This is a genomic window from Roseateles sp. P1_C1_2 (genome assembly GCF_056406535.1).
Map to the genome: position 1 here is coordinate 130,818 of NZ_JBFUAB010000007.1, position 21,938 is coordinate 152,755.

At 69.5% G+C, this 21,938-nt stretch carries 20 protein-coding genes; 4 read left to right on the forward strand and 16 right to left on the reverse strand.

Features of this window, described 5'->3' with window-relative positions; translation table 11 throughout:
- Positions 1-115: 115 nt before the first annotated feature.
- Genes AC1D2H_RS08820 through AC1D2H_RS08830 form a run of 3 tightly spaced genes read right to left on the reverse strand, consistent with a single transcriptional unit; the run spans position 116 to position 3,413 of the window.
- Positions 116-1,729 carry a diguanylate cyclase domain-containing protein gene (locus tag AC1D2H_RS08820; RefSeq protein ID WP_478010668.1) on the reverse strand — a complete coding sequence of 538 codons (1,614 nt, stop codon included), beginning with the start codon at positions 1,727-1,729 and terminating at the stop codon, positions 116-118.
- Positions 1,726-2,172 (reverse strand): hypothetical protein, encoded by a 447-nt coding sequence (locus tag AC1D2H_RS08825; RefSeq protein WP_478010669.1) that lies wholly within the window; start codon positions 2,170-2,172, stop codon positions 1,726-1,728. The genes AC1D2H_RS08820 and AC1D2H_RS08825 overlap by 4 nt, the downstream gene beginning before the upstream one ends.
- 5 nt (positions 2,173-2,177) lie before the next feature.
- A complete protein-coding gene (locus AC1D2H_RS08830; protein WP_478010670.1) occupies positions 2,178-3,413 on the reverse strand; it encodes a hypothetical protein in 1,236 nt (411 codons plus the stop codon).
- 210 nt (positions 3,414-3,623) lie between these two features.
- On the opposite strand from AC1D2H_RS08830, the gene AC1D2H_RS08835 reads away from it, so the two are divergent.
- From AC1D2H_RS08835 to AC1D2H_RS08845, 3 genes are all read left to right on the forward strand, one after another.
- Complete coding sequence (locus AC1D2H_RS08835) at positions 3,624-4,274, forward strand: DsbA family oxidoreductase (RefSeq protein ID WP_478010671.1); 651 nt, start codon at positions 3,624-3,626, stop codon at positions 4,272-4,274.
- Positions 4,275-4,355: 81 nt separating this feature from the next.
- Entirely contained in the window at positions 4,356-5,687 is a 1,332-nt protein-coding gene (locus tag AC1D2H_RS08840) for a PEP-CTERM sorting domain-containing protein (RefSeq protein ID WP_478010672.1), read from the forward strand.
- Between the two features lie 61 nt (positions 5,688-5,748).
- Positions 5,749-6,729 carry a recombination-associated protein RdgC gene (locus AC1D2H_RS08845; RefSeq protein ID WP_478010673.1) on the forward strand — a complete coding sequence of 327 codons (981 nt, stop codon included), beginning with the start codon at positions 5,749-5,751 and terminating at the stop codon, positions 6,727-6,729.
- On the opposite strand, the gene AC1D2H_RS08850 is transcribed toward AC1D2H_RS08845, so the two are convergent.
- Both AC1D2H_RS08850 and AC1D2H_RS08855 read right to left on the reverse strand, forming a co-directional pair.
- Positions 6,715-8,166: a heavy metal sensor histidine kinase gene (locus AC1D2H_RS08850; protein WP_478010674.1), complete on the reverse strand. Its 1,452-nt coding sequence runs from the start codon at positions 8,164-8,166 to the stop codon at positions 6,715-6,717. The genes AC1D2H_RS08845 and AC1D2H_RS08850 overlap by 15 nt on opposite strands.
- The gene (locus AC1D2H_RS08855; RefSeq protein WP_478010675.1) at positions 8,166-8,855 is read right to left on the reverse strand and encodes a heavy metal response regulator transcription factor; all 690 of its coding nucleotides are present in this window, start codon (positions 8,853-8,855) and stop codon (positions 8,166-8,168) included. The genes AC1D2H_RS08850 and AC1D2H_RS08855 overlap by 1 nt, the downstream gene beginning before the upstream one ends.
- 120 nt (positions 8,856-8,975) lie before the next feature.
- Here AC1D2H_RS08855 and AC1D2H_RS08860 point away from each other — a divergent pair, with 120 nt between their 5' ends.
- Positions 8,976-9,476, forward strand: a complete 501-nt coding sequence (locus tag AC1D2H_RS08860; RefSeq protein WP_477936843.1) for a DUF2306 domain-containing protein — start codon at positions 8,976-8,978, stop codon at positions 9,474-9,476.
- Here AC1D2H_RS08860 and AC1D2H_RS08865 read toward each other — a convergent pair.
- The 11 genes from AC1D2H_RS08865 to AC1D2H_RS08915 form a co-directional block, all read right to left on the reverse strand.
- On the reverse strand, positions 9,460-11,553 hold the full coding sequence (locus AC1D2H_RS08865; protein ID WP_478010676.1) for a TonB-dependent receptor: 2,094 nt from the start codon (positions 11,551-11,553) through the stop codon (positions 9,460-9,462). The genes AC1D2H_RS08860 and AC1D2H_RS08865 overlap by 17 nt on opposite strands.
- Before the next feature lie 94 nt (positions 11,554-11,647).
- Positions 11,648-12,148: a hypothetical protein gene (locus AC1D2H_RS08870; protein WP_478010677.1), complete on the reverse strand. Its 501-nt coding sequence runs from the start codon at positions 12,146-12,148 to the stop codon at positions 11,648-11,650.
- A 158-nt stretch (positions 12,149-12,306) separates the two neighbouring features.
- Complete coding sequence (locus tag AC1D2H_RS08875) at positions 12,307-14,139, reverse strand: M23 family metallopeptidase (RefSeq protein ID WP_478010678.1); 1,833 nt, start codon at positions 14,137-14,139, stop codon at positions 12,307-12,309.
- Between the two features lie 89 nt (positions 14,140-14,228).
- The gene (locus AC1D2H_RS08880) at positions 14,229-14,693 is read right to left on the reverse strand and encodes a CYTH domain-containing protein (RefSeq protein WP_478010679.1); all 465 of its coding nucleotides are present in this window, start codon (positions 14,691-14,693) and stop codon (positions 14,229-14,231) included.
- 3 nt (positions 14,694-14,696) lie between these two features.
- A complete protein-coding gene (locus AC1D2H_RS08885; protein WP_478010680.1) occupies positions 14,697-15,929 on the reverse strand; it encodes a DEAD/DEAH box helicase in 1,233 nt (410 codons plus the stop codon).
- Positions 15,930-15,988: 59 nt separating this feature from the next.
- Positions 15,989-16,579, reverse strand: a complete 591-nt coding sequence (locus AC1D2H_RS08890; RefSeq protein ID WP_478010681.1) for a methylated-DNA--[protein]-cysteine S-methyltransferase — start codon at positions 16,577-16,579, stop codon at positions 15,989-15,991.
- A complete protein-coding gene (locus tag AC1D2H_RS08895) occupies positions 16,576-18,090 on the reverse strand; it encodes a serine hydrolase domain-containing protein (RefSeq protein ID WP_478010682.1) in 1,515 nt (504 codons plus the stop codon). Before AC1D2H_RS08895 ends, AC1D2H_RS08890 begins: the two co-directional genes overlap by 4 nt.
- Before the next feature lie 2 nt (positions 18,091-18,092).
- Positions 18,093-19,106, reverse strand: a complete 1,014-nt coding sequence (gene dusA / locus AC1D2H_RS08900; protein WP_478010722.1) for a tRNA dihydrouridine(20/20a) synthase DusA — start codon at positions 19,104-19,106, stop codon at positions 18,093-18,095.
- 72 nt (positions 19,107-19,178) lie between these two features.
- Complete coding sequence (locus AC1D2H_RS08905) at positions 19,179-19,757, reverse strand: C-type lectin domain-containing protein (RefSeq protein WP_477936828.1); 579 nt, start codon at positions 19,755-19,757, stop codon at positions 19,179-19,181.
- A gap of 80 nt (positions 19,758-19,837) precedes the next feature.
- Positions 19,838-20,953 carry an enoyl-CoA hydratase/isomerase family protein gene (locus AC1D2H_RS08910; RefSeq protein WP_478010683.1) on the reverse strand — a complete coding sequence of 372 codons (1,116 nt, stop codon included), beginning with the start codon at positions 20,951-20,953 and terminating at the stop codon, positions 19,838-19,840.
- Positions 20,950-21,822: a DMT family transporter gene (locus AC1D2H_RS08915; RefSeq protein WP_478010684.1), complete on the reverse strand. Its 873-nt coding sequence runs from the start codon at positions 21,820-21,822 to the stop codon at positions 20,950-20,952. The genes AC1D2H_RS08910 and AC1D2H_RS08915 overlap by 4 nt, the downstream gene beginning before the upstream one ends.
- Positions 21,823-21,938 lie beyond the last annotated feature (116 nt).

A 21,938-nucleotide genomic window follows, 5' to 3' on the forward strand; every position in this document is an offset into this window, starting at 1 on the left:
GCCGGCCCGCGATGGCGATGTGCGTGCGGCTCAAAGCCGCATGCATCGCCGTCCCCTCGGGGGGACCGACCAGCCTGGCCCGCGTTCAGCGCGGCCAGTCTGGGCGAGGGGTTGCTCAACCCGTCAACGCTAGCGCAAAAGCCAATTTCCCGTTCCGCTTGACGTGATAGAGCGCCTCGTCCGCCGCACGCACCAGACCTTGCGGGTCGGTGCCGTGCGTCGGCAGGCAGGCCACGCCGATGCTGACGCCGACCCTGACCTCCTCGCCCGTGGACAGCCGAATAGGCAGGGACAACCCGTCGAGCAGGCCGCGCATGACCTGGATCAGCACCGCATCCGCGGGACCGACGTCGCGCAGCGCGATGAGAAATTCGTCGCCGCCCAGGCGCGCAACCAGGTCGGAGGAGCGTCGCACCGCGGTGCGCATGCGGTCGGCACAGGCAACGAGGACTTCATCGCCGCTGGCATGGCCATGGGTGTCGTTGATCTGCTTGAAGCCGTCCAGGTCGACGCAGGCCACGCAGACGGACGTGCCGCGCGCCTGCGCATCGGCCAGGAAGCGTTCCAGCGTCGCCTGGCCCGCCGCGCGGTTCTTCAGCTGCGTCAGCGCATCGTGCTCGGCACGGTGGCGCACCTCGTTCTCGTCGCTCTTGCGCTCGGTGATGTCGTAGATGACGCCCTCGACCGTGCGCCCGTCGACATGCTGCACGGAGATCAGGCAGTGCACCCAGCGCCTCTCGTCGCCCTGCTGCACCAGTTCCAGGTCCGCCGACACCGTCTCGCCGCGCTTCACCGCGTCGTCGACCATCTGCCGGACCTGCTCGGGCCGGCTGAAGACGCGGGTGATGAAGTCGTCCTCGCTGAGATTGCGCAGATCGGCCATGCTGAGGCCGACCACGCGCGATACCGTCGGATTGCCGTTGATGAGGCGGCCTCTCTCGTCGAGCACGAAGATGCCGGCGCTGCTGGAGTCGAAGATCTGGCGGTACTGGGCCTCCATGGACTCGACCTCGGCGCGCAGCTTGCGTTCGACCTGCAGCTGGCGCTCGTTGCTGTCCAGCAGTTCGTTGGCGCCCGCGATCAGCACGCCGATCTCGTCGCGGGCATGGCCGGGAGGCGCCTCCAGCCGCTGGGCCGAGCCCGGCGTCATGCGCCGCAGCGCGCTGGCCAGGCGCACGATGGGGCTGGACACCATGCGTGCCGCCACCAGGTAAAGGACGAAAGCCAGCAGCGCCGCCTGCCCCGCCATGGCAGCCGCCAGCGTGTAGGCCTCACGGTCCGCATCGGACCTGACCTTGGCGTCGTTCAGGTGGATGCGCAACTGGCCCAGGCCTTCCTTGGCGTCGAAGGGCGACATCAGCGGGCGCGTCAGCAAGGTGGCGGCCTGACGTTCGACGGCGCCTGGGCGTACCACCTTGGCCAGCGCGCTGCCGTCGGCGGCCACGACGGCCACCACGTCCACCAGCTCGTTGCGCACCAGGCCCCCGGCCACCTCCTGCAACAACACGGCGTCGCGGGCATAGGCACCGATGGCCAGGGTTTTCTCGACGRCCGTGGCCAGCGCCTCCACGCTGCTGCGGCCACTGGCCAGCGCACGCGCCTGGCTGAGCTGGTAGGCGACGGTGGCCACGACGAGGGCCAGCAGCGTGGCGCTGGCAAACACCACCAGCATGAAACGCAGCTGCAGGCTGTTCGCGCCGCGGACCCGGGGCGCTGCGGTCTGCGTCATGGGCTCGTGGCTTCCTTGATGACCAGCACGGAGCGCAGGCCCGGCTCGGTCGGCTCGCGACTCAGCCAGCCCAGCGCGCCGGGGTTGCGGCGCAGCATGGCCGCCATGGCGGTTTCGTCCGGCAGCGATCGCGGCGGTGCGCTCTGGCCGGAGAACATCAGCCGCGACCAGTAGCTGTTGACCTGGGCCACGCTCATGCCGGTCAGTGCCAGGTAGAAGGCGCCGCGGCGTGGGTTGTCGCGCGGCAGGTCGAAGATCAGCGCGAAGTCACCGTTGGCGAAGGCGCGGCTGCGCCCCATGAAGAGGTCGACGGCTTCCTTCTGCGTCAGGCTGTGCTGCGGGTTGCTGGCGTGCACGACGATGTAGAAGTCGGCGTGCGCCGGCAAGGCCAGGCCCCCGACGGCAACAGCCGCGGCGAGGGTGAGGACATTGCGGATGCCCATGGCCTTCAGAAGATGAAGTCCACGACGGCGGTCGCGACGTTGGCGCGGCCGGCCGTGTTGTCGGTGCCCGTCCACAGGCCGGTGCCATTGGCGTCGACGCGGATGCGGTCCCATTGCAGCTTGAGCGCGGCCTGGGGGTGGAAGTCCCAGCGCGCGCCGATCGACGCCGTCGATTGCTGCACGCGCGAGCCGTTCACCGAGGCCGTGACCGCGCTGCCCAGGATCTGGGCGCCGGCCGCGGCCGGCAGGCCGATGACCGGCGTCAGCACCGCCTGCCAGGCGGGCATGGCCAGCGCGGGCATGGCATCGCGCGTGCGGCCGTAGGCGACGTAGGGCGTCCAGTCGCCGAAGCGCCGCCCCACGGTCACATAGGCCGAGGTCTGATCGATCAGCGGCTTGGCCTGGATGCGCACGATCTCGGCGCTCCACTGCCAGTCCGCCATCTCGTGGCGCAGGCCGAGCTCCCAGAAGGTGGCCCAGAGGGCCGAGGCGCCCAGGCGGTCGCGCAGCACGCGGGCCTGATCAGCCACCGCGGGGATGGGCAGGCTGCTGAGCTGGACCAGGCCGGCCACCGCCTCCTGGGCGCTGGACAGGTCGATGTCGATGCGGGTGCGGGCGACGCTGGCACGCAGCAGCAGGCCGCCCTCCTCGCGTGACAGCATGCCGCCCATCACGCGGCGCACGCGGCTGGGCTTGGCGGTGTGCAGGTCGCCGATTTGCGCCGTGCCGGTCATCAGCTTGGCGCGCCACTGCGCGTCGCCCTGGATCCAGCTGCGCGCCACGTCGGCACCGTCCAGCGTCGTGGGCAGGATGGCGTAGAGCTCACCCGGCGGGCGGGCCGTCATGAAGCCGTAGCCGACGTTGCGGTAGTCGGCCATCAGAAAGGCGTCGAGATTGACGCGGCCGACACGCAGCGCCCATTCGGCGTTGGGACGCCAGGCCGCATAGGCCCACTCCAGCACGTCGCTGTCGGCCGCGTAATAACCACGCTTCTTGGCAATGGCCTGGGCCACGAGTTCGAACTTCGTGCCCAGGCTGTAGTTCAGCTGCGCACCCAGGCGGGTGTCGATGTCGGGGCGCCAGCCATCGCCATTGGCTGACTGGCCCAGCTCGCGCCGAAAGCCCCAGCCGTCGGGCGCCTCCACATGGCTCAGCCCGAGGCTGCCGAAACCGCTGAACCGCAGAGCCGAACCACCGGCCGGTCTGTCGGCCTCCTGGGCCTGGGCGGCCCCGATCGTCACAAAGGCGCCCAGGCCTGAGAGCAGGCCATGTTTCCAGCGGCAGAATCTTTTGCAGGTCTGGGCGGGCATGACGGGGTGGGTGCGGCAAAGCCATTATTAGCCTCGCACCGCGCAGCGCAACAACTGCCACCGCAATCAATTGCAACCCCATCACGCTTGTCTCAAGCCTGCAAACCCCAGGGTCATCCAGGGCCCGCGAAAATGCCGCCCATGCGTATCGACTTCATCTCCGACATCGTCTGCCCCTGGTGTGCCATCGGCCTGTATTCGCTCGAAGCGGCCGCGGCCCGCATCCCCGGGCTGGAACTGGACCTGCACTTCCACCCTTTCGAGCTGAACCCGGGCATGGGCCCCGAAGGCCAGGACATCGGCGAGCACCTGGCCGAGAAGTACGGCGCCAGCCCGGCCCAGCTGGCCGGCACGCGCCAGGCCATCAGCGAGCGCGGCGCAGCCCTGGGTTTTGACTTCAGGCCCGGCGCGCGCAGCCGCATCTACAACACGCGCGACGCCCACCGCCTGCTGCATTGGGCCGACGAGGCCTTCGGTGGCGCCACGCAGCGCAGCTTGAAGGTCGCCATGCTGAAGGCCTATTTCACCGAAGGCCGCGACGTGTCCAACCACGCGGTGCTGCTGGAGCTGGCCACCGCCGCCGGCCTGCCCGAGGCCGAGGCGCGCGAACTGCTGGCGAGCCAGCGCTATGCCGAAGAGGTCGCTGCTGCCGAGGCCGAGGTGCATGCCCAGGGCATCCACGCCGTGCCGGCCATCGTCGTCAACCAGCGCCATCTGATCCAGGGCGGCCAGTCGGTCGAGGTCTTCGAACAGTTGCTGCGCCAGGTCATGGACGAACCCCGGCTCGCCTGAGCGATAGCCATGCCCCCTCCGGAGGGGGTATCCCGGTGCAGGACGCCCGGCTAGGCTGCCCTGGTCTCAGGGAGCCCCCAAATGAAAGCCTTTGCCTGCACCAGCCTCGGCCTGCTCACGGCCGCCTGCGCCCTGGCCGCGCCGCCCACGGCCGAGACCACTTTCCACATTCGCCAGGCCAACAGCGCCAACAGCGGCAATTTCGCGACGGGCGACATCGCCGTCATGGGCATCCTCAACGTGCAGCCGCCCGTGGGCACCCCGGGCGCCTATGTCTACGGCTTCGTGGCCAACTGCCCGACCGGCCTGAGCTGCGACTCCCTCGCCACCGACCCGGACTGGCGCAAGCTGGGCCTGTACGAGCGCGACTGGACGTACTACCCGCACCAGTACTTCGCCTCCACGCCCTACAACCCGGCGCTGACCGGCAGCTGGCGGCTGCTGCTGTCCACCGCCGCCAACTACACCGCGGGCAACACGCTGATCGTGCAGACGCCCGAGCTGGGCAACGTGGGCATGATGCCCTTCGTGCAGTCCATGACGATCAGCGGCGCGGGCCTGACGCCCAAGGTCAGTTGGACATTGCCGGCCAGCACACCGGACGGCATCGACCAGATGCGCATCCGCGTGCAGGACAACACCCACCCGGTCACCGTCGAGTCCCGCGGCAGCGTGCAGCGCAGCTTCCAGCAGTCCGACATGATCTGGCAGAGCCCCGTGATCGCCAGCCCCGACTTCACGCTGCCCACCGGCTTGCTGAACTACGGCACCAGCTACTCCATCAGCATCGACCTGATCCACACCCGCGCCGACGGCTCGCCGCTCTCGCGCTCCAGCTCCTACTTCGACTTCACGCCCATCAACCCGGCCACCCTGCCCGCCGGCGTCAGCAACATCGCCCTGCCCACGCTGACCCCGGTGCCAACCACCAGCGGCCTGCTCGCCGGCCCCCTCTACGGCTTCAACATCGGCAACGTCGGGCCCAACCAGATCACCTTCATCGACCCCGTCGTCGCCACCGGCTTCAGCTACACGACGGGCGCGGGCGACCCCAACTTCAAGGCCGTGCAGGTGGCCAGCAATGTCGGCGATGGCCTCTACGAAGTCTGGACCTGGAGCGGCGGCGCCTGGCAGCAGAGCGCCGGCGCCGTGGCGGCCGGCGCGAGCTTCGACTTCACGGCCCATGGCTTTGCGGCGGGCGTGGATCGCTTCCAGATCCGCGGCATCGAATCGTCTGCCAACGTCAACGCCTTCGACGTGACCGGCTTCGTCACCGGCCTCACCTTTGTGGCCGACGGCAGCTTCACGGGCACCATGCAGGCCATCACGACCGCCGTGCCGGAACCTGCGACTTGCTGGCTCTGGATGGCGGGAGCCGGCGCCTTGCTGACATGGCGCCGCCGCCGGACCTGAGACAATAGGCACTCAGTTTCCGAAGCCCGCCGCTGGCGGGCTTCTCGTTTCTCCAGCGCCCATGTTCAAGAACCTGATCACCTACCGCATCGGCGAAGGCTGGACGGCCGACGCCAAGCTGCTCGCCGAACAGCTCGCCAAGGAACCCTTCCTCGCCTGCGCCCCCACCCAGCCCCTGGCCGTCGGCTGGGCACCGCCCCGCGGTATCGAGCACGCGCCCCTCGTCGAAGTCGTCGACGGCCACTGGCTCGTCAAGCTCAAGCGCGAGCAGCGCCTGCTGCCCTCCTCCGTCGTGCAGGAGCGCATCGACGAGCTGGCCGAGCACATCGAGGCCACGACCGGCCGCAAGCCCGGCAAGAAGGCCAAGAAGGATCTGAAGGAGCAGGCCACGCACGAGCTGCTGCCGCGCGCCTTCACCAAGACCTCGGCCACGCAGGTCTGGATTGCGCCCAAGGAAGGCCTGCTCTTCGTCGACGCCGGCTCCAGCAGCCGGGCCGATGAAGTCGTCACGCTGCTGATCCAGGCCAGCCCGGGTCTGAGCCTGCAGCTCGTGCAGACCGCCGAGAGCCCCGCCGCCTGCATGGCGGCCTGGCTGCTGGACGGCGTGACGCCCGAGGGCTTCCAGATCGAACGCGAATGCGAGCTCAAGGGCAGCGACGACGAGAAGCCCGTCGTGCGCTACGCCCGCCACCCGCTGGACATCGACGAGGTGCGCGCCCATCTGACCAGCGGCAAGATGCCGACCCGCCTGGCCCTGAGCTGGAACGAGCGCGTCGCCTTCACGCTGACCGAGGGTTTCACGATCAAGAAGATCAGCTTCCTGGACCTGGCCTTCGAAGGCAAGCCCGAAGCCAGCGGCGACGAGGCCTTTGATGCCGACCTGGCCCTGGCCACCGGCGAGCTGAGCCGGCTGATCCCGGCGCTGATCGAAGGCCTGGGCGGCGAGCATGACTTCGCCGCCGGCCCTGCACCGGCCCCGGTGCCGGCCGCCCTGCCCGCCAACGTGCCCGAGGAAGCCCTCAGCGAGTCACCGCCCTGGTGAGTGGCCGGGCCGCGCGGGGAAATTCAGATACCCCGTCTGCGCGGGGAAGCGCAGCTCGAAACGGATCGTCCCCGCCGGCGTGCATGACACCCGCGCCTGGCCACCGTGCAGGGCCATGATGGCCTTGACGATGGCCAGGCCCAGCCCGCTGGACTCTGCCGGCCGGCCGCGCGCCGCATCGGCGCGGTAGAAGCGGTCGAACAGCCGCTCCAGCTGCTCGGCCGGAATGGGCAGGCCGTCGTTCTCCACCGCCAGCGTGGAGCCGGCCTCGTCCTGGGTGCCGATCAGGCGGATCGTCGTGCCCGGTGTGCTGTAGCGCAGCGCGTTGACCACCAGGTTGTGGACGGCGCGCCGGCACAGCGGCAGGTTGACGAGGGCGGCCCCGCTGGCCTGCACGTCGAAACGCAAGCCGGYCTCGTCCGCCGGCCCCTCGAAATACTCGGCGATCTTCTGCAACTCATCGGCCATCACCAGCGGTGAGCGCTCGAGCTCCAGCGTCGCGTGATCGGCCTGGGCAAGGAAGAGGATGTTGTCGATGGTCAGGCGCAGCCGGTTCAGCTCTTCCAGGTTGGACTCCAGCAGCTGCTGGTAGTCCGCGGCGCTGCGCGGGCGGTTCAGCGCCACCTGCGTCTGCCCGATCAGCACCCCGACGGGGGTGCGGATCTCGTGCGCCAGGTCCGCGGAGAACTGCGACAACCGCTCGTAGCCGCTGGACACACGGTCCAGCATCGCGTTGAACACGGCCACCATGTCCTGCAACTCCTGCGGGGCGTCCTTGTCGGGCAGGCGCAGGGCCAGGTTGATCGGGTTGATCAGCGCCGCCTGCTCGGCCACGCGGCGCAGCGGCCGCAGCCCGTGGCGCAGCACCAGCCAGACCAGCAGCGTGCAGGCGCCCATCGCCATGAAGGTGCCGATGAGCGCCTGGTTGCGGGCGTTGACGATCATCTGCATCTCGCTGACGAGAGGATGGCCCGCGACGACCTCGATCAGCGCCCCATCCTGGCCGGAGCGCGCCTGGGCCGAGACCCAATGCATGCGCGGCTGGCCCCGCACCTGGTCGTCACGCACGTGCTGAGGGTCGAGGGCGCGGTCAGCCGCCACGGGCGCGAAGGCCGCGGGCACCGGCGCATGGTCGGGGTTGACCTCGACCAGCGGCGCCTCGCCGGCGCGGCGCAGGATCAGCACGTCGCTGGCCGTGCCCAGCAGCGCCTCGAACAGCAGGGAACGGTCACGCAGATCGGCAATGGTCTGCGCATCCGCGACGAGGCGACGGAAATGTTCGGCGCGTGCGATCAGCTGTTCATCGGCATGCGCGGTGATGCCGGTGCGTGCGGCGAAGAAGAAATACATGCCCAGCATGCCGGTCGTCCAGACGGCGATCAGAGCGCACAGCAGCGTGACGCGGACCGCCAGTGAGCGCGGCAACCAGCGGGTCATCATTCGATGACCCCATCGCCAAACGCATAGCCGATGCTGCGCACAGTGTGAATCAACGGCGTTGCGAAAGGCTTGTCCACCTTGGCGCGCAGGCGCTTGATGGCGACGTCGACGACGTTGGTGTCGCTGTCGAAGTTCATATTCCACACTTCGGAAGCGATCAGCGTGCGCGACAGCGCCTCGCCCTGGCGCTTTACCAGCAGGTGCAGCAGCAGGAACTCCTTGTTCGTCAGCGCGATCTCGGTGCCCTCGCGCGTCACCCGGCGGCGCAGCACGTCGAGCTTGAGGTCGGCCACTTCGTAGACATCCACCTCGCGCGCCGGACCGCGCCGCAGCAGCGTGCGGATGCGCAGCACCAGCTCGGTGAAGGAGAAGGGCTTGACGAGGTAGTCGTCGGCCCCGAGCTCCAGGCCACGGATGCGGTCGCCGAGCTGGTCGCGCGCGGTCAGGAAGAGCACGCGCATGTCGCCCCTCTCGCCCCCTTTGCTGCGCAGGGTCGGCATGATCTGCCAGCCATCGATGCCGGGCAGCGTGACGTCCAGCACCACCAGGTCGTAGGCGTTGGCCAGCGCCATCTGCAGGCCGTCGGTGCCGGTGCGGGCCAGGTCGACCGCATAGCCGCTCTCGCGCAGCCCCTTCTTCAGGTAGTCGCCGGTCTTGGGATCGTCTTCGATGACGAGGATCTTCATGCGGGCGGATTTTGCGCACTTGCGGCGCCCGGCAGATGACGTTTTTGTCATCCACATGTCACCCCCAAGCGGCGCCTGGATTTCTAGAGTTCAGCCCTCCGAACTTTCGCAGCGCCTCCCATGCCTCACCCCCTGTCCACGCTGGGCATCGCCCACACCGCCATCAGCCTGCTGCCCCTCGTCGCCGGCCTCTACGCCTTCGCCCGCCATCGCCGCATCGCCCCCGGCACGCGCTCCGGCCGTGTCTATGTGGCCGGGCTGGTGCTGTCGGTGCTGACGGCCTTTGGCCTGTCGAGCACGGGCGGCTTCAACCCCGGCCATGCGCTGGGCATCCTGGCGCTGCTGGCGGTGACCGGCTCGCTGCTGGCGCCCCGCCTGGCCTTCCTGGGCCGCGCGCGCCCCTATCTGGCCGACTTCGGGCTGTCCTTCAGCTTCTTCCTGCTGCTGGTGCCGGGCATCAACGAGACGCTGACCCGCCTGCCCGCCGGCCAACCGCTGGCCAGCGGGCCGGAGTCGCCGCTGGTGAAGTCGGCGCTGCTGGCCTGGCTGCTGCTCTTCCTGGCCGGCTCGGTGCTGCAGGCGCTCGCACGGCGACAGCGCACGCTCAGAACCCCAGCTTGAAGGTCACGCGCACCGTGCGCGGCTCGGCGGGGTGGACATGTCTGTCGGCCACCGGTGCGGCCTCGCCCGGCAGCTGCGACTCGTAGAAATACTCGATGTCGTTGACCTTGCGGTTGCCGAGATTGAAGACGTCGAAGGTCACTTCGCTGCCCTTCCACAGCTTGCGGCTGACGCGCAGATTGGTCGTCAGCGAAGAGCGGGAGCGCACGCTGTTGTCCTCGACCAACGAGCCCGAACCCAGATAGCGCCACTGCACACTGGCCGACCAGGGGCCGAGGTCACGCACGGTGACGGCGATGGAGCCGACCTTGTCGACGGCATTGGGGATGCGGTTGCCAACCGGATCCGCGTTGGCGAAGCGCGCATGCGTCCAGGCCAGGTCGGCGTCGATGAGCAGCCAGGGCAGCGGGATGTAGCGGTTGTTCCACTCGACGCCGCTGCGCTTGCTGGGCCGGTTGGCCTCGGTGGCGCCGGCGTCGCCGACGTAGACGAGCTCCGAGTCGAAGTCGAGCTTCCAGAGCGCGACCGACGACTGCAAGCCCGGCACCCATTCGGTCCGCGCACCCAGTTCCATGCCACGCGCGGCCACCAGGCCCGGCACCTTGTCGACCGCGTCGCCCGTCTTGGGATCGACAGTGGCCGTCGTGCCGCGTGCGTCGTTGCTGTGGAAACCCCGGCCGGCGTTGAAGAAGAACTCCGTCTTCGCCCACGGACCGGCGATCAGCGAGAACTTGGGCGACAGCAGATGGGCCGAGGCGCTGCCGGAGTTGGCGGCATTGCTGTAGCTGTGTACCTTGAAGCGCGCCTCGTCCGCGCGCAGGCCGACGACGGCGCGCAGCCAGGGCGCCAGCTCGACCGACGTCTGGCCATAGAGGCCGGCCAGCGTCTCGCGCACATCGTCGTCGCGCGTGGTGGCGGTGATGCGGCGCTCGACGGCATCGAACAGGCCGACGCGGGCACGGTCATGGCGCAGCTGCAGGCCGATCTCGCTGCGGGCGGGCAACCCGCCCAGCGCGTGATCGACCGCATGGCTGGCGTTGAAGCCGTGGACGCTGCGCCTGTCCTGCTGCGAGAACTGGTCGCCGTCATCGGGCCGCTCCAGCGCGTAGGTGAAGTTGGAGAACAGCTTGAGGCGGTAGTTCATCGCGTACGCGGCGACGCGCGTGCTGCCGCCGTCGCCGTTGCGATGCCACTCGCCGGACAGGCTGCTGCGCTGGGTCTCGCCGCCGTCGCTGGTGTCGACCGCGTCGAAGCGGCCGAAGGATTTGCCGTTGAAGGTGCCGGTGGCCATGAGTCGCTCGGGCACCTGGTCGGTCGAGTTCCACCTGGCGTCATAGGCCATCAGGCTGGCGCTCCAGCCTTCGGCCTGCGTGCCGCCGGACAGCGTCAGCACGCCATTGCGCTTGCGCAGGCGTTCGGGCAGCTTCCAGGGCCCGTCGTTGTGCTGCACCTCGATGGCGCCCAGCAGATGCATGTCGCCCAGATGCGTGGAGCCCGCGCCGACAAAGCGCTGGAACTGGCGCTGGCCCAGCGTCAGCGCGGCGAAGCTCTCGTCCAGCGTGCTGCGGTAGGCGATGTCGGCCGAGCCGGCCGCGGCGAAGTCGCCGTTCCTCGCAAAGTAAGGTCCCTTGCGGTACTCGATGCGGTCGACCAGTTCGGGGATGAGGAAGTTCAGGTCCGAATAGCCCTGGCCATGGCCGTGCGAGGGCATGTTGACGGGCAGGCCATTCACGCTGGTCGCGAAGTCGGTGCCGTGGTCGAGGTTGAAGCCACGCAGGAAGTACTGGTTGGCCTTGCCGTCGCCGGAGTGCTGGGTGACGATGAGGCCGGGCACGAACTCCAGCACCTCGCCAGGGCGCAGCGCGGGGCGGCTCTTCAGCAGTTCGGCGCGGATGCTGCCTTGCGAGGCAGCGTCACTGCTGCCGATGGCGTTGTCGTAGTGGCGGCCCGTGATCTCGACCTTTTCCAGCACGGCGGCAGCGACGATGACCGGCGCCTCGGCCTGGGCCTGGGCATGGGCGATGGAAGCGACGAGCAGGCTGGCGGTGGCCAGCAGCGTCAAACGATGCTTGGGCATGGAGATCTCGGAAAGCGCGGGAGCACGCCGCCTGTCGACTCGGGACGGGCGGAAGGCGGGAGAGCGTCGGGGCGGCGCAAGTGCGCCGGCATGCTCAGCCGCGGGGCGGCGTCAGCGGCGGCGCGATGGCGTGGTCACGCCAGTCGAGATCGACCGCAACGGGGTGGTCGTCACCCCGAGCGGCGGGCAAGGTCAGGCTCACGGGGAGCCAGGCCAGGAAGGCCGTCACACCGCCTTGCGCGGTGTCGTCGCTTGCGTCCCCGACGTCCAGCACGTCGGCGGTGTCAGCCGCGTGCTTGTGAAAGACGCCACCATGTTCATGCATGCCGGCAGCCGGCCCCTTGTTCGCCAGCCAGGTGGCCCTGGACCCGGTCAAGCGCTGGTCCTGGGCGGCGTGCAGCTGATCCAGCAGGGCTCGCAGCGGCTGGGCCAGGCCGGACAGCAGGGAATCATGGGCAGCGCCCGTGTGCACATGCCGATGCCCCTGGAGGCCGGCCACGAGTTGCACCACGCCCTGCAGCGGCAACACGACGAGCAGCAGCGCCAGGACGGCGGCGCGCGTTCGTTGCAGCAGCGATGACAGGGCGATTGGCACGGGCGTGATGACGGAGGAGCGTGACCGACAGGAGAAAGCAAACGGCGCATCTTCGGCTGCAAGGATTGCCAGCGTATGACACCCGCTCCTGTCCTCTTACGCAGGCAAGCCCCAACTGGATCACGCCGACCCGTCTTCAATCGTGGGGGACGGTCTGCCTAGGCCGGTTCGATGACGTTCATCGCCCGCCAGCCATGCTCACCCGCGCTCTGCCACAGGCCGTCGCCGGTGATGCCGATGACGAAAGGCTGGCCGTCGCTGACGCAGATCTCGCGCGCCCGCCCGCCGCCCGGATGCTCATCCCAGCCCGATGCACCCTGGTAGGACCAGATGCCGTCGTTCGTCCCGACGGCCCAGAACTTGCCGGTATCGGCATCCACCGTGAGGCGCTTGCCACTGCCTCCACCGGCGAACGGCGCCCAGCCGTTGGCGCCATCGCTCTTCATCATGGCGCCATTGGCGTGGCAGATGAATGGCCGGCCCTGGTAGACGCACAAGTCCTGCGCGACAGCGTTGCCGGGGTGGGCGCTCCAGGTGTGGGTGCTGGACGAGTAGCTCTTGACCGCGCCGCCTGTCGTCAGGCACCAGAGCTGGCCGCTTTCGGCGTCGACGGCCAGGCGCTTGGCCGAGGGGCTGCCGGGCAGCCGCTCCCAATGATCCACCCGCCCCTCCCAGACGGCGTCGTCGCTGCCGATGACCCAGACCTGGCTGCCGCGCACGGCAATGGCCTTGGCGTTGCCGCCGGGGTTCTGGTCCAGCCAGACGCCCACGAAGCCGCGCGCCGGCAGTGCCTGGCTGCTCAGGCGCACAGCCCCGTCGGGCTTGCGCACCACCCAGACCTGCCGGGTCGAGCTGATCGCGAACTGGCTCACCGCAGCCGCACGCGTCGTGACCACCGGGTTGTCCGATGGCCAGATCGCGCTTTCACCCGTCGGCACGCCGCGGCCGGCCAGCGGCACCCAGGGCGGATGGGCCTGGCTCAGCTGATTCCGGGCGACGGCGCGGGCATGCACCCAGGTCAGGGGCCTGGGTGCATCGACCCAGAACAAGGGCCCCGTATTGCGGCGGTTGCTGTGGATGTGCATGTGCGGGTTGGTGGAGCTCCCCGAATTGCCCGCCAGGCCGAGAAAGTCGCCAGCCTTCACGTGGCGGCCGGCGGCCGCCAGGTCGGGGTTCAGCGAGCCCTTCTGCATATGGGCGTACAGCACCGACTCGTCGCCACCGTCGGTCGCGATCATGAAGAAGTTGCCATTGCCGTCGCCGATGGATTCGATCCGGTCCAGCACCGTCTGGCTGAGCGGATTCTTGGCGTCGGCGTTGTTCGGGAAGTTGCTCCGGCAAGCCTGCACCACACCATCGGCGACCGCGTAGATGGGCTTGCCGAAGATGCGGTAGTCCTCGTTGCGGTGCTGGTCGCCGCCCGGCAACAGCGGCGACAACGGGTTGCCGCCGGTGACGCCCACGTCATAGGCATGCACCTGGGCAGGGTTGTCGTGGCTGTGGCCCAGTCCGCTGACGGCCCAGAACTCGCCGGGCCGCATATCGCGCACGTCCGACCAGAAACGGTAGGCCCCGCCGGGGCTGGCGGCGCGTTCCAGCGACAGCACCAGCTCCAGCGGCTGGCTGGCCGTGCTCGACGTGATGGCCACGCGCACGCTCAGCGTGCCGGTGGGGATGCTGAAGACATGGCTCTGTGGCAAGGGACACCAGCCTCTGTCGGTCGCCGCTCCGTTGGCATTGACGCTGCCCTCGGGCTGGAAGGTCCAGGACACCACCATGTCCTGCTGCGCCGTGCTGCTGCTCAGCACCTTGACGGAAACACCCACGATGTGGATGGCCTTGGAAGAGGTGTTGGTGATGTACAGCGCCAGGTTCATCAGGCCCTCGTCGGCACCGCCGGCATTCGGCGCGCTGCGCAGGTAGCGCACCGAGCCGCCCACCCTGGGCTGCACTTCGACCGAAATCTGAGGCTTGAGTGCGACGACAAGCATGGCGAGGCTCCCGGACGAAAAGGCCGATGCTGCGCCGCCGGGTTGGGCGCCACAAGCCGCTCGGCGGCCTCAGACGTGGGGGGCCTGCGTCACCAACTCGTGAAGGGCCGCACCGCGAGGTTGGCGTTGACGTAGCGCGCGTCACCCGTGACCTCGACGCCCAGCCATGCCGGCTTGCCGAAGACCTGCCCCTCGGATTCGAGCTCGATCTCCGCGACGACGAGGCCGGCATTGGCACCGAGGAACTCATCGACCTCCCAGGTCATGCCCTCGTACGGGCAGAGGTGGCGGATCTTCTCGACGACCGGGCCATCGCACATCGCCAGCAGCGCTTGCGCGTCGGCCAGCGGCACCTCGTACTCGAACTCGGCCCGCGTCGCGCCGGTCGTGGCGCCCTTGATGGTCAGGAAGGCGTTCTCACCGGCGATGCGCACGCGCACCGTGCGCGCCGGGTCGCGGCTGAGGTAGCCCTGGCTGAAGTGGGTCTGCGCCGAAGCCGGCTGGCGCCAGCCGTCGCCGGTGACGAGAAACTTGCGTTCGATCTCAATGCCCATCGCTCATTCCCCGCGAGCGGCGGCCTCGCGCAGCTTGTCCTTCTTGCTCTTGCGCGTCGTGCTCTTGATGCCGCCCGTGGCCTGGGCCTCGGTCGCCACGGCCTCGGGCTCGAAGCCGGCCAAGCGCTCTCGCTCCACACGCTGGCCCTGGCGCTTCTCGATGAGACGGAAATGGCTCTCGGCGTTCTCGGGGCTGTCTGCGCAGATGAAGCTGATGGCCACGCCTTGCGCGCCCGCGCGGCCGGTGCGGCCGATGCGGTGGGTGTAGTCGGCGGCCGAGCGCGGCAGCTCGTAGTTGATGACGGCGTCCAGCGCATCGACATGCAGGCCGCGCGCGGCGACGTCGGTGGCCACCAGCACCTTGACGCTGCCATCCTTCAAGGCCGCCAGCACATCGCTGCGCGCGCCCTGGCTGAGCTCGCCATGCAGGGCCCCGGCCTTGAAGCCGTGGGCGAAGAGCTTGTCCGACACCAGCTCGGCCGTGTAGCGGCTGGCCACGAAGACCAGCGCCCGCGGCCAATCCTGCTCGGCCAGCAGCTGGCGCAGCGCAGGCAGGCGCTGGGCGCGGTCGAGCTGGATGGCGCGCTGGGTGATCTGCGGCGGCGCTTCCTCGATGGTGATGCGCACGGGGTCGTGCAGCAGCGCGTCGGCCAGGGCCTGCACCGCCGGCGGGAAGGTGGCGGAGAACAGCAGCGACTGGCGCTGCGCGGGCAACTGCGCCAGCACGCGCTGCAGCTCTTCGGCAAAGCCCTGGCTGAGCAGGCGGTCGGCCTCGTCCAGCACCAGGCACTGCACACCGGCGAGGGTCAGGCCGTTGTGGTCCAGCAGGTCCAGCAGCCGGCCCGGCGTGGCCACCATGACGTCGCAGCCACCGCGCAAGGCCATCAGCTGCGGGTTGATGGACACACCGCCAAAGGCCAGGGCGATCTTGGGGCGGTGCATCAGCAGGGCCGCGACATTGCGCAGCAACTCGGCCGTCTGCGCCGCCAGCTCACGGGTCGGTGCCAGCACCAGCGCGCGTGGGCCCGGGCGTGGCGGCGAGGCGACCAGGCGCTGCAGCAGCGGCAGTGCGAAGGCCGCGGTCTTGCCGGAGCCGGTCTGCGCCAGCGCCAGCACATCACGGCCGGCCAGGATGGGCGGCAGCGCGGCCGACTGGACGGCGGTGGGGGCGTGATAGCCCTGTTCGCGCACGGCGCGCAGCAGGGCGGGCGAGAGGCCCAGGGAAGCGAAGGACATAGTGGGTGATTTTGCGGGACAGACCTTGGAGCGAAGCGAAAAGCTCTGTCCCCAACTGATTAAAAAAGCGGCTGCTGATCACCCGCCAGCTGGCCGACCGCACGCGCCTCGATCAGCAGCATGCGCCGCTTGGTCTCGACGCCGCCCGGCGCCGAGAAGCCCGTCGGCTCGCCGCCGGCGCCCATCACGCGATGGCAGGGCACGATGGGCGGAAACGGGTTGTCGCCCTCCGCCCGCCCCACGGCGCGCGCGGCACCGGGCTGGCCGAGGGCGTTGGCGATCTCGCCATAGGTGCGCGTCTGGCCGGGCGGGATGGCGCGGGTCAGCGCATGGACCTGGCGGCGGAACTCGGGGATGCCGCGCTCGTCGAGGACGATGTCGCTGAGGTCGCGCACCTCGCCGGCCAGCAGCGCACGGATACCCTCGACGGCGTGGGCGATGGGGGTCGGCAGTTCGTCGGTCGACTGCGCGCTCGGGTGGCGGCGCTTCAGGCGTGCCGGGCTGGCATCGGGCAGCAACGACGCGACGATGCCGCGCTCGCTCCATACGACGCCGCAGCAGCCCAGCGCCGTGTCGAAGCTGTGGCTCCACAACGGCTCGTCGGGCGGCAGGACGGGCCCGATATCCGGGCTGTCTACAAATTCGCTCACGGCGAGTTCTCGCGAATGCCCTGGTCGCCGTAGAGATGCATCGTCACCGCGCCGGCCTCGCCGCGCTGGAAGCCGACACGCACACCGGTGGGGTGGATGAACTGCAGCGGCGCGCCATCGACGCTGATGGGCGTCAGCGCCAGGCGGTCGCCGTTGGGGAACACCAGGGTCAGTTGCGCCTGCGCCTGCTCCACCTGCACGCGCACCCCCATGCTGGCGAAGAAGTAGCGGCCCGCGAGACCCTGGACGGCTGCCTCGCTCACCTCGGCCCGGCGCACCCGCGTCTCGCGGAATTGCGTCCAGCCATAGGCACGCGACACGGCCGCCATCAGTTCGCTGCTCAGCTCGCGGCCCGCCTCCGCGTTGGCCAGGTAGACCAGCCCATCGCCCGTGTGCAGATTGATGGCCATGCCGGCGTTGTAGCCCGCCGTGCCGCCGTAGTGGACGAGGAACTGCTGCTGGCCTTCGCCAGCGAGCCTGAATCCATAGAGATGCCCTTCGACCGGCGTGCCCAGCAGCTCGCGCAGGCTGGACTGGCGGAACACCGTGCTGCGGCCCTGCCAGCCCTTGCGCAGCTCGATGAGCAGCGTGGCGAGGTCGCCCGCGTTCGACCACAGCCCGGCCGCCGCGCTTTCAGGCAGGTGAAGCCAGCCGCCGGGCACCGGCTTGGCACCGCCCTGATGGCCGGCCGCCACGTCGCCGCCGCTGCCGAGCCGCTGCAGCGCGAAGGTGGCGCGGCGCAGGCCGAGGGGCTGCAACAGCCAACGCTGCATCAACGGCTCGAAGGCCAGCTTCTGGCTGTCCTGCAAGGCGAGCTGGGCCAGCGTGTAGCCGCCGCCGGAATAGCGCAGCGCTTCGCCGGGCCGCCGCACGACCTCGGGCCGCGGCGTGTTCGTGCCCGGCGCCGCGATCGCTACCTCGATCGGCGTGGGCACCGGCCCATGCTGGGCGTAGCCGGGGTAGCCCCCTGGCGTGATGCCCGCGGTATGCGCCAGCAAGCCGCGCAGCGTGACGGGGTACTCGGGCGTCTGCTTGCCCGCAGGCAGCTGCAGCGACGTGAGCAGGCCATCGATGTCGCTGTCCCAATCCAGCCGGCCGGCGTCCTGCAGGCGTAGCGCGGCTAGCACCGTGACGGGCTTGGCCAGCGAGCCGGCCTGGAACAGCGTGGCGCAGCCCACCGCCGGCGCCTGCGCCTCTGATGTGCGGCGGCCGTAGACGGCGATCCAGTCCACCTCGCCGCCGCGCAGCACCGCCACGGCCAGCCCCGGCACGCCGTGCTCGGCCATGCGGGCGGCCAGGGTCTGCGGCCGCGTTTCGCCTTCGAACACCACCGCCGGCAACAGGCCCTGCTCGACGACTTGCCGGCGAGCGGCCGCGCCTGGCTTGTCCTGGCAGGGCGTGGCTTGGGCGTGGCCCGCCACGGCGAGGCACAACGCCAGGGCGGCGGTCCGGGTCAGGCAAACATGCATGCGCGCATGCTCGCCGAGGGCCCCGACGCAGCCGGTCGTCATGCTCAGGCAGCGACGGCGATGCCGGACAGGCGCGCGACCGTGGCCTGCGCGGCCACCTCGCGTGGCGCCAGCGTCTTCAGGCGGTGATCGCTCCAGACCTGGCGCCAGCGCCGCGCGCCGGGCGTGCCATTCCACAGGCCCAGGGCGTGGCGCATCGCATACGACCAGGAACGGCCGGTGGCATGCACGCGCTCGAGGTAGGCTAGCCAGGCCTCTTCGACCTGCTCGCGCCCGGCCGTCGAGTTCGGCGCCGGGTCGGGCTGGCCGAAGAAGCGCGAGTCCCACTCGACCATGCTCCAGGGCTCGTGATAGGCCTCGCGGCCGATCATGACGCCGTCCAGCACGGCCAGCTGCCCGGCAATCTGGTCGGGCGTCTTCAGGCCGCCGTTGATGGCGATGGTCAGTTGCGGGAACTCGCGCTTGAGCTGCTCCACGAGTTCGTAGCGCAGCGGCGGGATCTCGCGGTTTTCCTTGGGCGACAGGCCCTGCAACCAGGCATTGCGGGCATGCACGATGAAGACTTCGCAGCCGGCCTCGGCGACGGTGGCGACGAAGTCGCGCACGAAGTCGTAGCTCTCGATCTTGTCGATACCGATGCGGTGCTTGATGGTGACCGGCAGCGCGGTCGCGTCACGCATGGCCTTCACGCAATCGGCCACCAACTGGGGCTCGGCCATCAGGCAGGCACCGAAGGCGCCCTTTTGCACGCGCTCGCTGGGGCAGCCGCAGTTCAGGTTGACTTCGTCATAGCCCCAGCGCTCGGCCAGCCTGGCACAGGCGGCCAGGTCGGCGGGCTCGCTGCCGCCCAGCTGCAGCGCGACCGGATGCTCCTCGGCATTGAAGTCGAGATGGCGTGGCTGGTCGCCATGCAACAGCGCCCCGGTCGTCACCATCTCGGTGTACAGCAGGGTCTGGCGGGTGATGAGCCGATGGAAATAGCGGCAATGGCGATCGGTCCAGTCCATCATCGGAGCGACGGACAGGCGCCAGGGAGAGAAGGCAGTCACGGGCGTGATTATCCCGGCCCGCAAATGGCAACGCCCGCGTCGGGCTGACGCGGGCGTTGAGAAATGCTGGAGGGCGAGGGCTCAGCGGCCGCGACGGCGTGCGACGCCGACACCGGCCAGGGCCGCTGCCATCACGAGCGCCAGGCTGGCCGGCTCGGGCACGTTGTTGGGCGCATTGAACTCGACCAGGAAGCCATTGATCTGGCCGCCATTGCCCGGGCCGCCATGATCGTTCCAGCCCATGGCGACGCCGAAGTTGGTCTGCAGGTAGTTCTCGCCACCGCAGCAGTTGTTCGGCTCACCCGGATTCCAGTTGGTGTAGGTCAGGGCCTGGCCGACCTCGGGGCCATCACGCCAGGTGAAGTTGCCTTCACTGCCGGCGTCCGACGCGCCCAGCCATGCCAGCACACTGCCCGCCACGGTGACGGAGGCAAAGCGGTTCTCGCCCGCGCTGGTGATGGTGGCCAGATAGCCGGTCTGGCCCATGAAGCTCATGGCCTGGGCGGCCTTGAAGGCGTCGTCCCAGCTGACATTGGAGTCGATGAAATCGTAGTAGTGGCCATTGCCACCGGAGCCAACGCTCCACAGCGTCGGAGCCGCGTTGGCGGCCTGGCCGATCAGGCCGGTAGCCAGCAGGGCAGTCATGAGCAGCTTGCGCATCGAGGTCTCCGTCGAAGAATTTTCGCGAGTGTCTGGAGACAGGCCTTGCCGGCCAACCCCCAATCCGGGGGGCGACAGCTTCAGCTCAGGTCGCGCAGGGGATGCTCGGCCGCGCGCCACGGGCTGGTGAAGAAGGCCGCCACCTCGGCGGCACTGACGTCGGCAATCGCCGCCGGCTGCCAGCGCGGGGCGTGGTCCTTGTCCACGGCCAAGGCACGGATGCCCTCGACCGTCTCGCTGCGCGCCGCACCGCGCATGTGGAAGGCGTGATGAACGAGATCACGCTCCAGGCGCAGGTCATCGGCGAGGCTGAGCTGGCGGCCGCGGCGCACCAGTTCCAGCGTCACGGCCAGCATCGTCGGCGAACGCGTCAGCAGGGTCTCGCGCGTCTGGTGCGCCCAATCGTCAGGGGCGGCAGCCAGGGAGGCGAGGATGCCTGCCAGCGTCGGCTCGCCGAAGTGGCGGTCGATGCGCTCCGCCGCGGCCTTGGGGTCGGCGGCCGGCGCGAGGTCGGCGCGTTCCATGATCGTCGCGACGACATGTTCGGCGCTGGGCTGCGGGCTGGCCCGCAGCGCTTCAACGAGGTCGGCCCATTGCGACGCCGGCACATAGACGTCGCCCAGGCCCCACTCGATGGCGTCGCCGGCGGCGATGGCCTGGCCGGTCAGCGCCAGCCATTCGCCGACATGGCCGGGGCACTGCGCCAGGAAGTAGCCGCCACCGACGTCGGGAAAGAGGCCGATGCCGGTCTCGGGCATGGCGAGCTTGGAGCGCTCGGACAGCACGCGCAGCTTGGCGCCCTGGCTGATGCCCATGCCGCCGCCCATGACGATGCCGTCCATCAGCGCGATATAGGGCTTGGGGAAGTGGTGGATCAGGTGGTTGAGGCGGTATTCCTCGGTGAAGAAATCCTCCAGCGCCGCATCGCCGGCGTGGGCGGCCTGGTGGAAGAAGCGGATGTCGCCGCCGGCACAAAAGGCCGGCGCCTTGCCCTCGCGCGCGGCGCCGAGCACCGCCACGGCCTCAATCTCGGGCGACGCGGCCCAGTGGCGCAGCAAGGCCGTCATGTCGCGGATCATGGCCAGCGAAAGGGCGTTCAATGCCTGCGGTCGGTTCAGCGTGATGAGGCCAAGGCAGCCGTTGACCTCGGCCAGGATCTGGCCGTCGGCACCCAAAGGCGGGATCAGGTCTTTCATGCGTTCTTCAGGACGGATTTGACGGAAGGGGGAGCCAGCGCTTCGTTGGCGATCAGCGCCGCAAGCACGAGGCTACCGCCGATCAGGGCCGCGCTGCCTGGGTGTTCGCCCGCAAAAGCCCAGGCCCACAGCACGCCGAGCAGGGTTTCGGCCTGGCCGAGCAGGGCCAGTTCTTGACCCGGCAGCTCGCGCGCCAAGCGCACCGCCAGCAGGCAGGGAACGGCGAGTTGGAAGACGCCCAGGAAGGCCAGCAGCCCCAGGTCATGCGCGCCGGCCTGCATCGGCCAGGCCAATGGCAGCATGGCGGCCATCGAGATCAGCGCGCCGATGAGGACGGCGGGCAGCATGTCGGTGCCGGCGCCCTGCCCGACTTTCTGCAGCAGGCACCAGTTGGACGCCGCAGCCAACGGCACGCCCAGCGCCACGAAGACGCCCAGCAGCGGCCCGCCCAACTGGCCGCCAAACATCCAGGCGATGCCTGCACCGGCCACGGCAATCGCCCACCAGGTGCGCGCCGGAATCGGTTGATGCAGGAAGAGCCTTGCCAACACCGCCGTGAACAGCGGCGACAGCGACATCGTGACCAGCACATTGGCCACTGTCGTCAGCGACAGCGCCACCATGAAGGCCGTGAACATGACGGCCCAGCACAGGCCCGACGCCCAGACCGCGCCGCCCTTCAAGCTGCCCAGCAGCGCCCTGCCCCGCATCATGCCGAGGATGACGATGAGCGCCAGCGCATTGAAGCTGCTGCGCCAGAACGTGATCTCGAACCCACGCGCCGCATCCAGATGCCGCGTGACCACGCCCGCCGAACTCCACATCAGCGTGACCAGCAGCATCAGCAAGACGGCCGTTCGGTGACTCATGGCAGAGCGCCCCTCGAAAGGGGCGCGGGCAATCAACTGACTAGAACCCCCTCCTGGAGGGGGCTGAGCCCGGACTTGAACAGTCCTGAGGACTGTTCACGCCTGGCGAAGGACGG

Excerpts from the sequence above, each read along its gene's own strand:
- AC1D2H_RS08855 (WP_478010675.1), bottom strand. The coding sequence starts at position 8,855 with ATGAAGATCCTCGTCATCGAAGACGATCCCAAGACCGGCGACTACCTG.
- AC1D2H_RS08885 (WP_478010680.1), bottom strand. The coding sequence starts at position 15,929 with ATGTCCTTCGCTTCCCTGGGCCTCTCGCCCGCCCTGCTGCGCGCCGTG.
- AC1D2H_RS08860 (WP_477936843.1), top strand. The coding sequence starts at position 8,976 with ATGCCTCACCCCCTGTCCACGCTGGGCATCGCCCACACCGCCATCAGC.
- AC1D2H_RS08825 (WP_478010669.1), bottom strand. The coding sequence starts at position 2,172 with ATGGGCATCCGCAATGTCCTCACCCTCGCCGCGGCTGTTGCCGTCGGG.
- AC1D2H_RS08865 (WP_478010676.1), bottom strand. The coding sequence starts at position 11,553 with ATGCCCAAGCATCGTTTGACGCTGCTGGCCACCGCCAGCCTGCTCGTC.
- AC1D2H_RS08835 (WP_478010671.1), top strand. The coding sequence starts at position 3,624 with ATGCGTATCGACTTCATCTCCGACATCGTCTGCCCCTGGTGTGCCATC.
- AC1D2H_RS08915 (WP_478010684.1), bottom strand. The coding sequence starts at position 21,822 with ATGAGTCACCGAACGGCCGTCTTGCTGATGCTGCTGGTCACGCTGATG.
- AC1D2H_RS08910 (WP_478010683.1), bottom strand. The coding sequence starts at position 20,953 with ATGAAAGACCTGATCCCGCCTTTGGGTGCCGACGGCCAGATCCTGGCC.
- AC1D2H_RS08905 (WP_477936828.1), bottom strand. The coding sequence starts at position 19,757 with ATGCGCAAGCTGCTCATGACTGCCCTGCTGGCTACCGGCCTGATCGGC.
- AC1D2H_RS08875 (WP_478010678.1), bottom strand. The coding sequence starts at position 14,139 with ATGCTTGTCGTCGCACTCAAGCCTCAGATTTCGGTCGAAGTGCAGCCC.
- AC1D2H_RS08840 (WP_478010672.1), top strand. The coding sequence starts at position 4,356 with ATGAAAGCCTTTGCCTGCACCAGCCTCGGCCTGCTCACGGCCGCCTGC.
- AC1D2H_RS08895 (WP_478010682.1), bottom strand. The coding sequence starts at position 18,090 with ATGACGACCGGCTGCGTCGGGGCCCTCGGCGAGCATGCGCGCATGCAT.
- AC1D2H_RS08845 (WP_478010673.1), top strand. The coding sequence starts at position 5,749 with ATGTTCAAGAACCTGATCACCTACCGCATCGGCGAAGGCTGGACGGCC.
- AC1D2H_RS08880 (WP_478010679.1), bottom strand. The coding sequence starts at position 14,693 with ATGGGCATTGAGATCGAACGCAAGTTTCTCGTCACCGGCGACGGCTGG.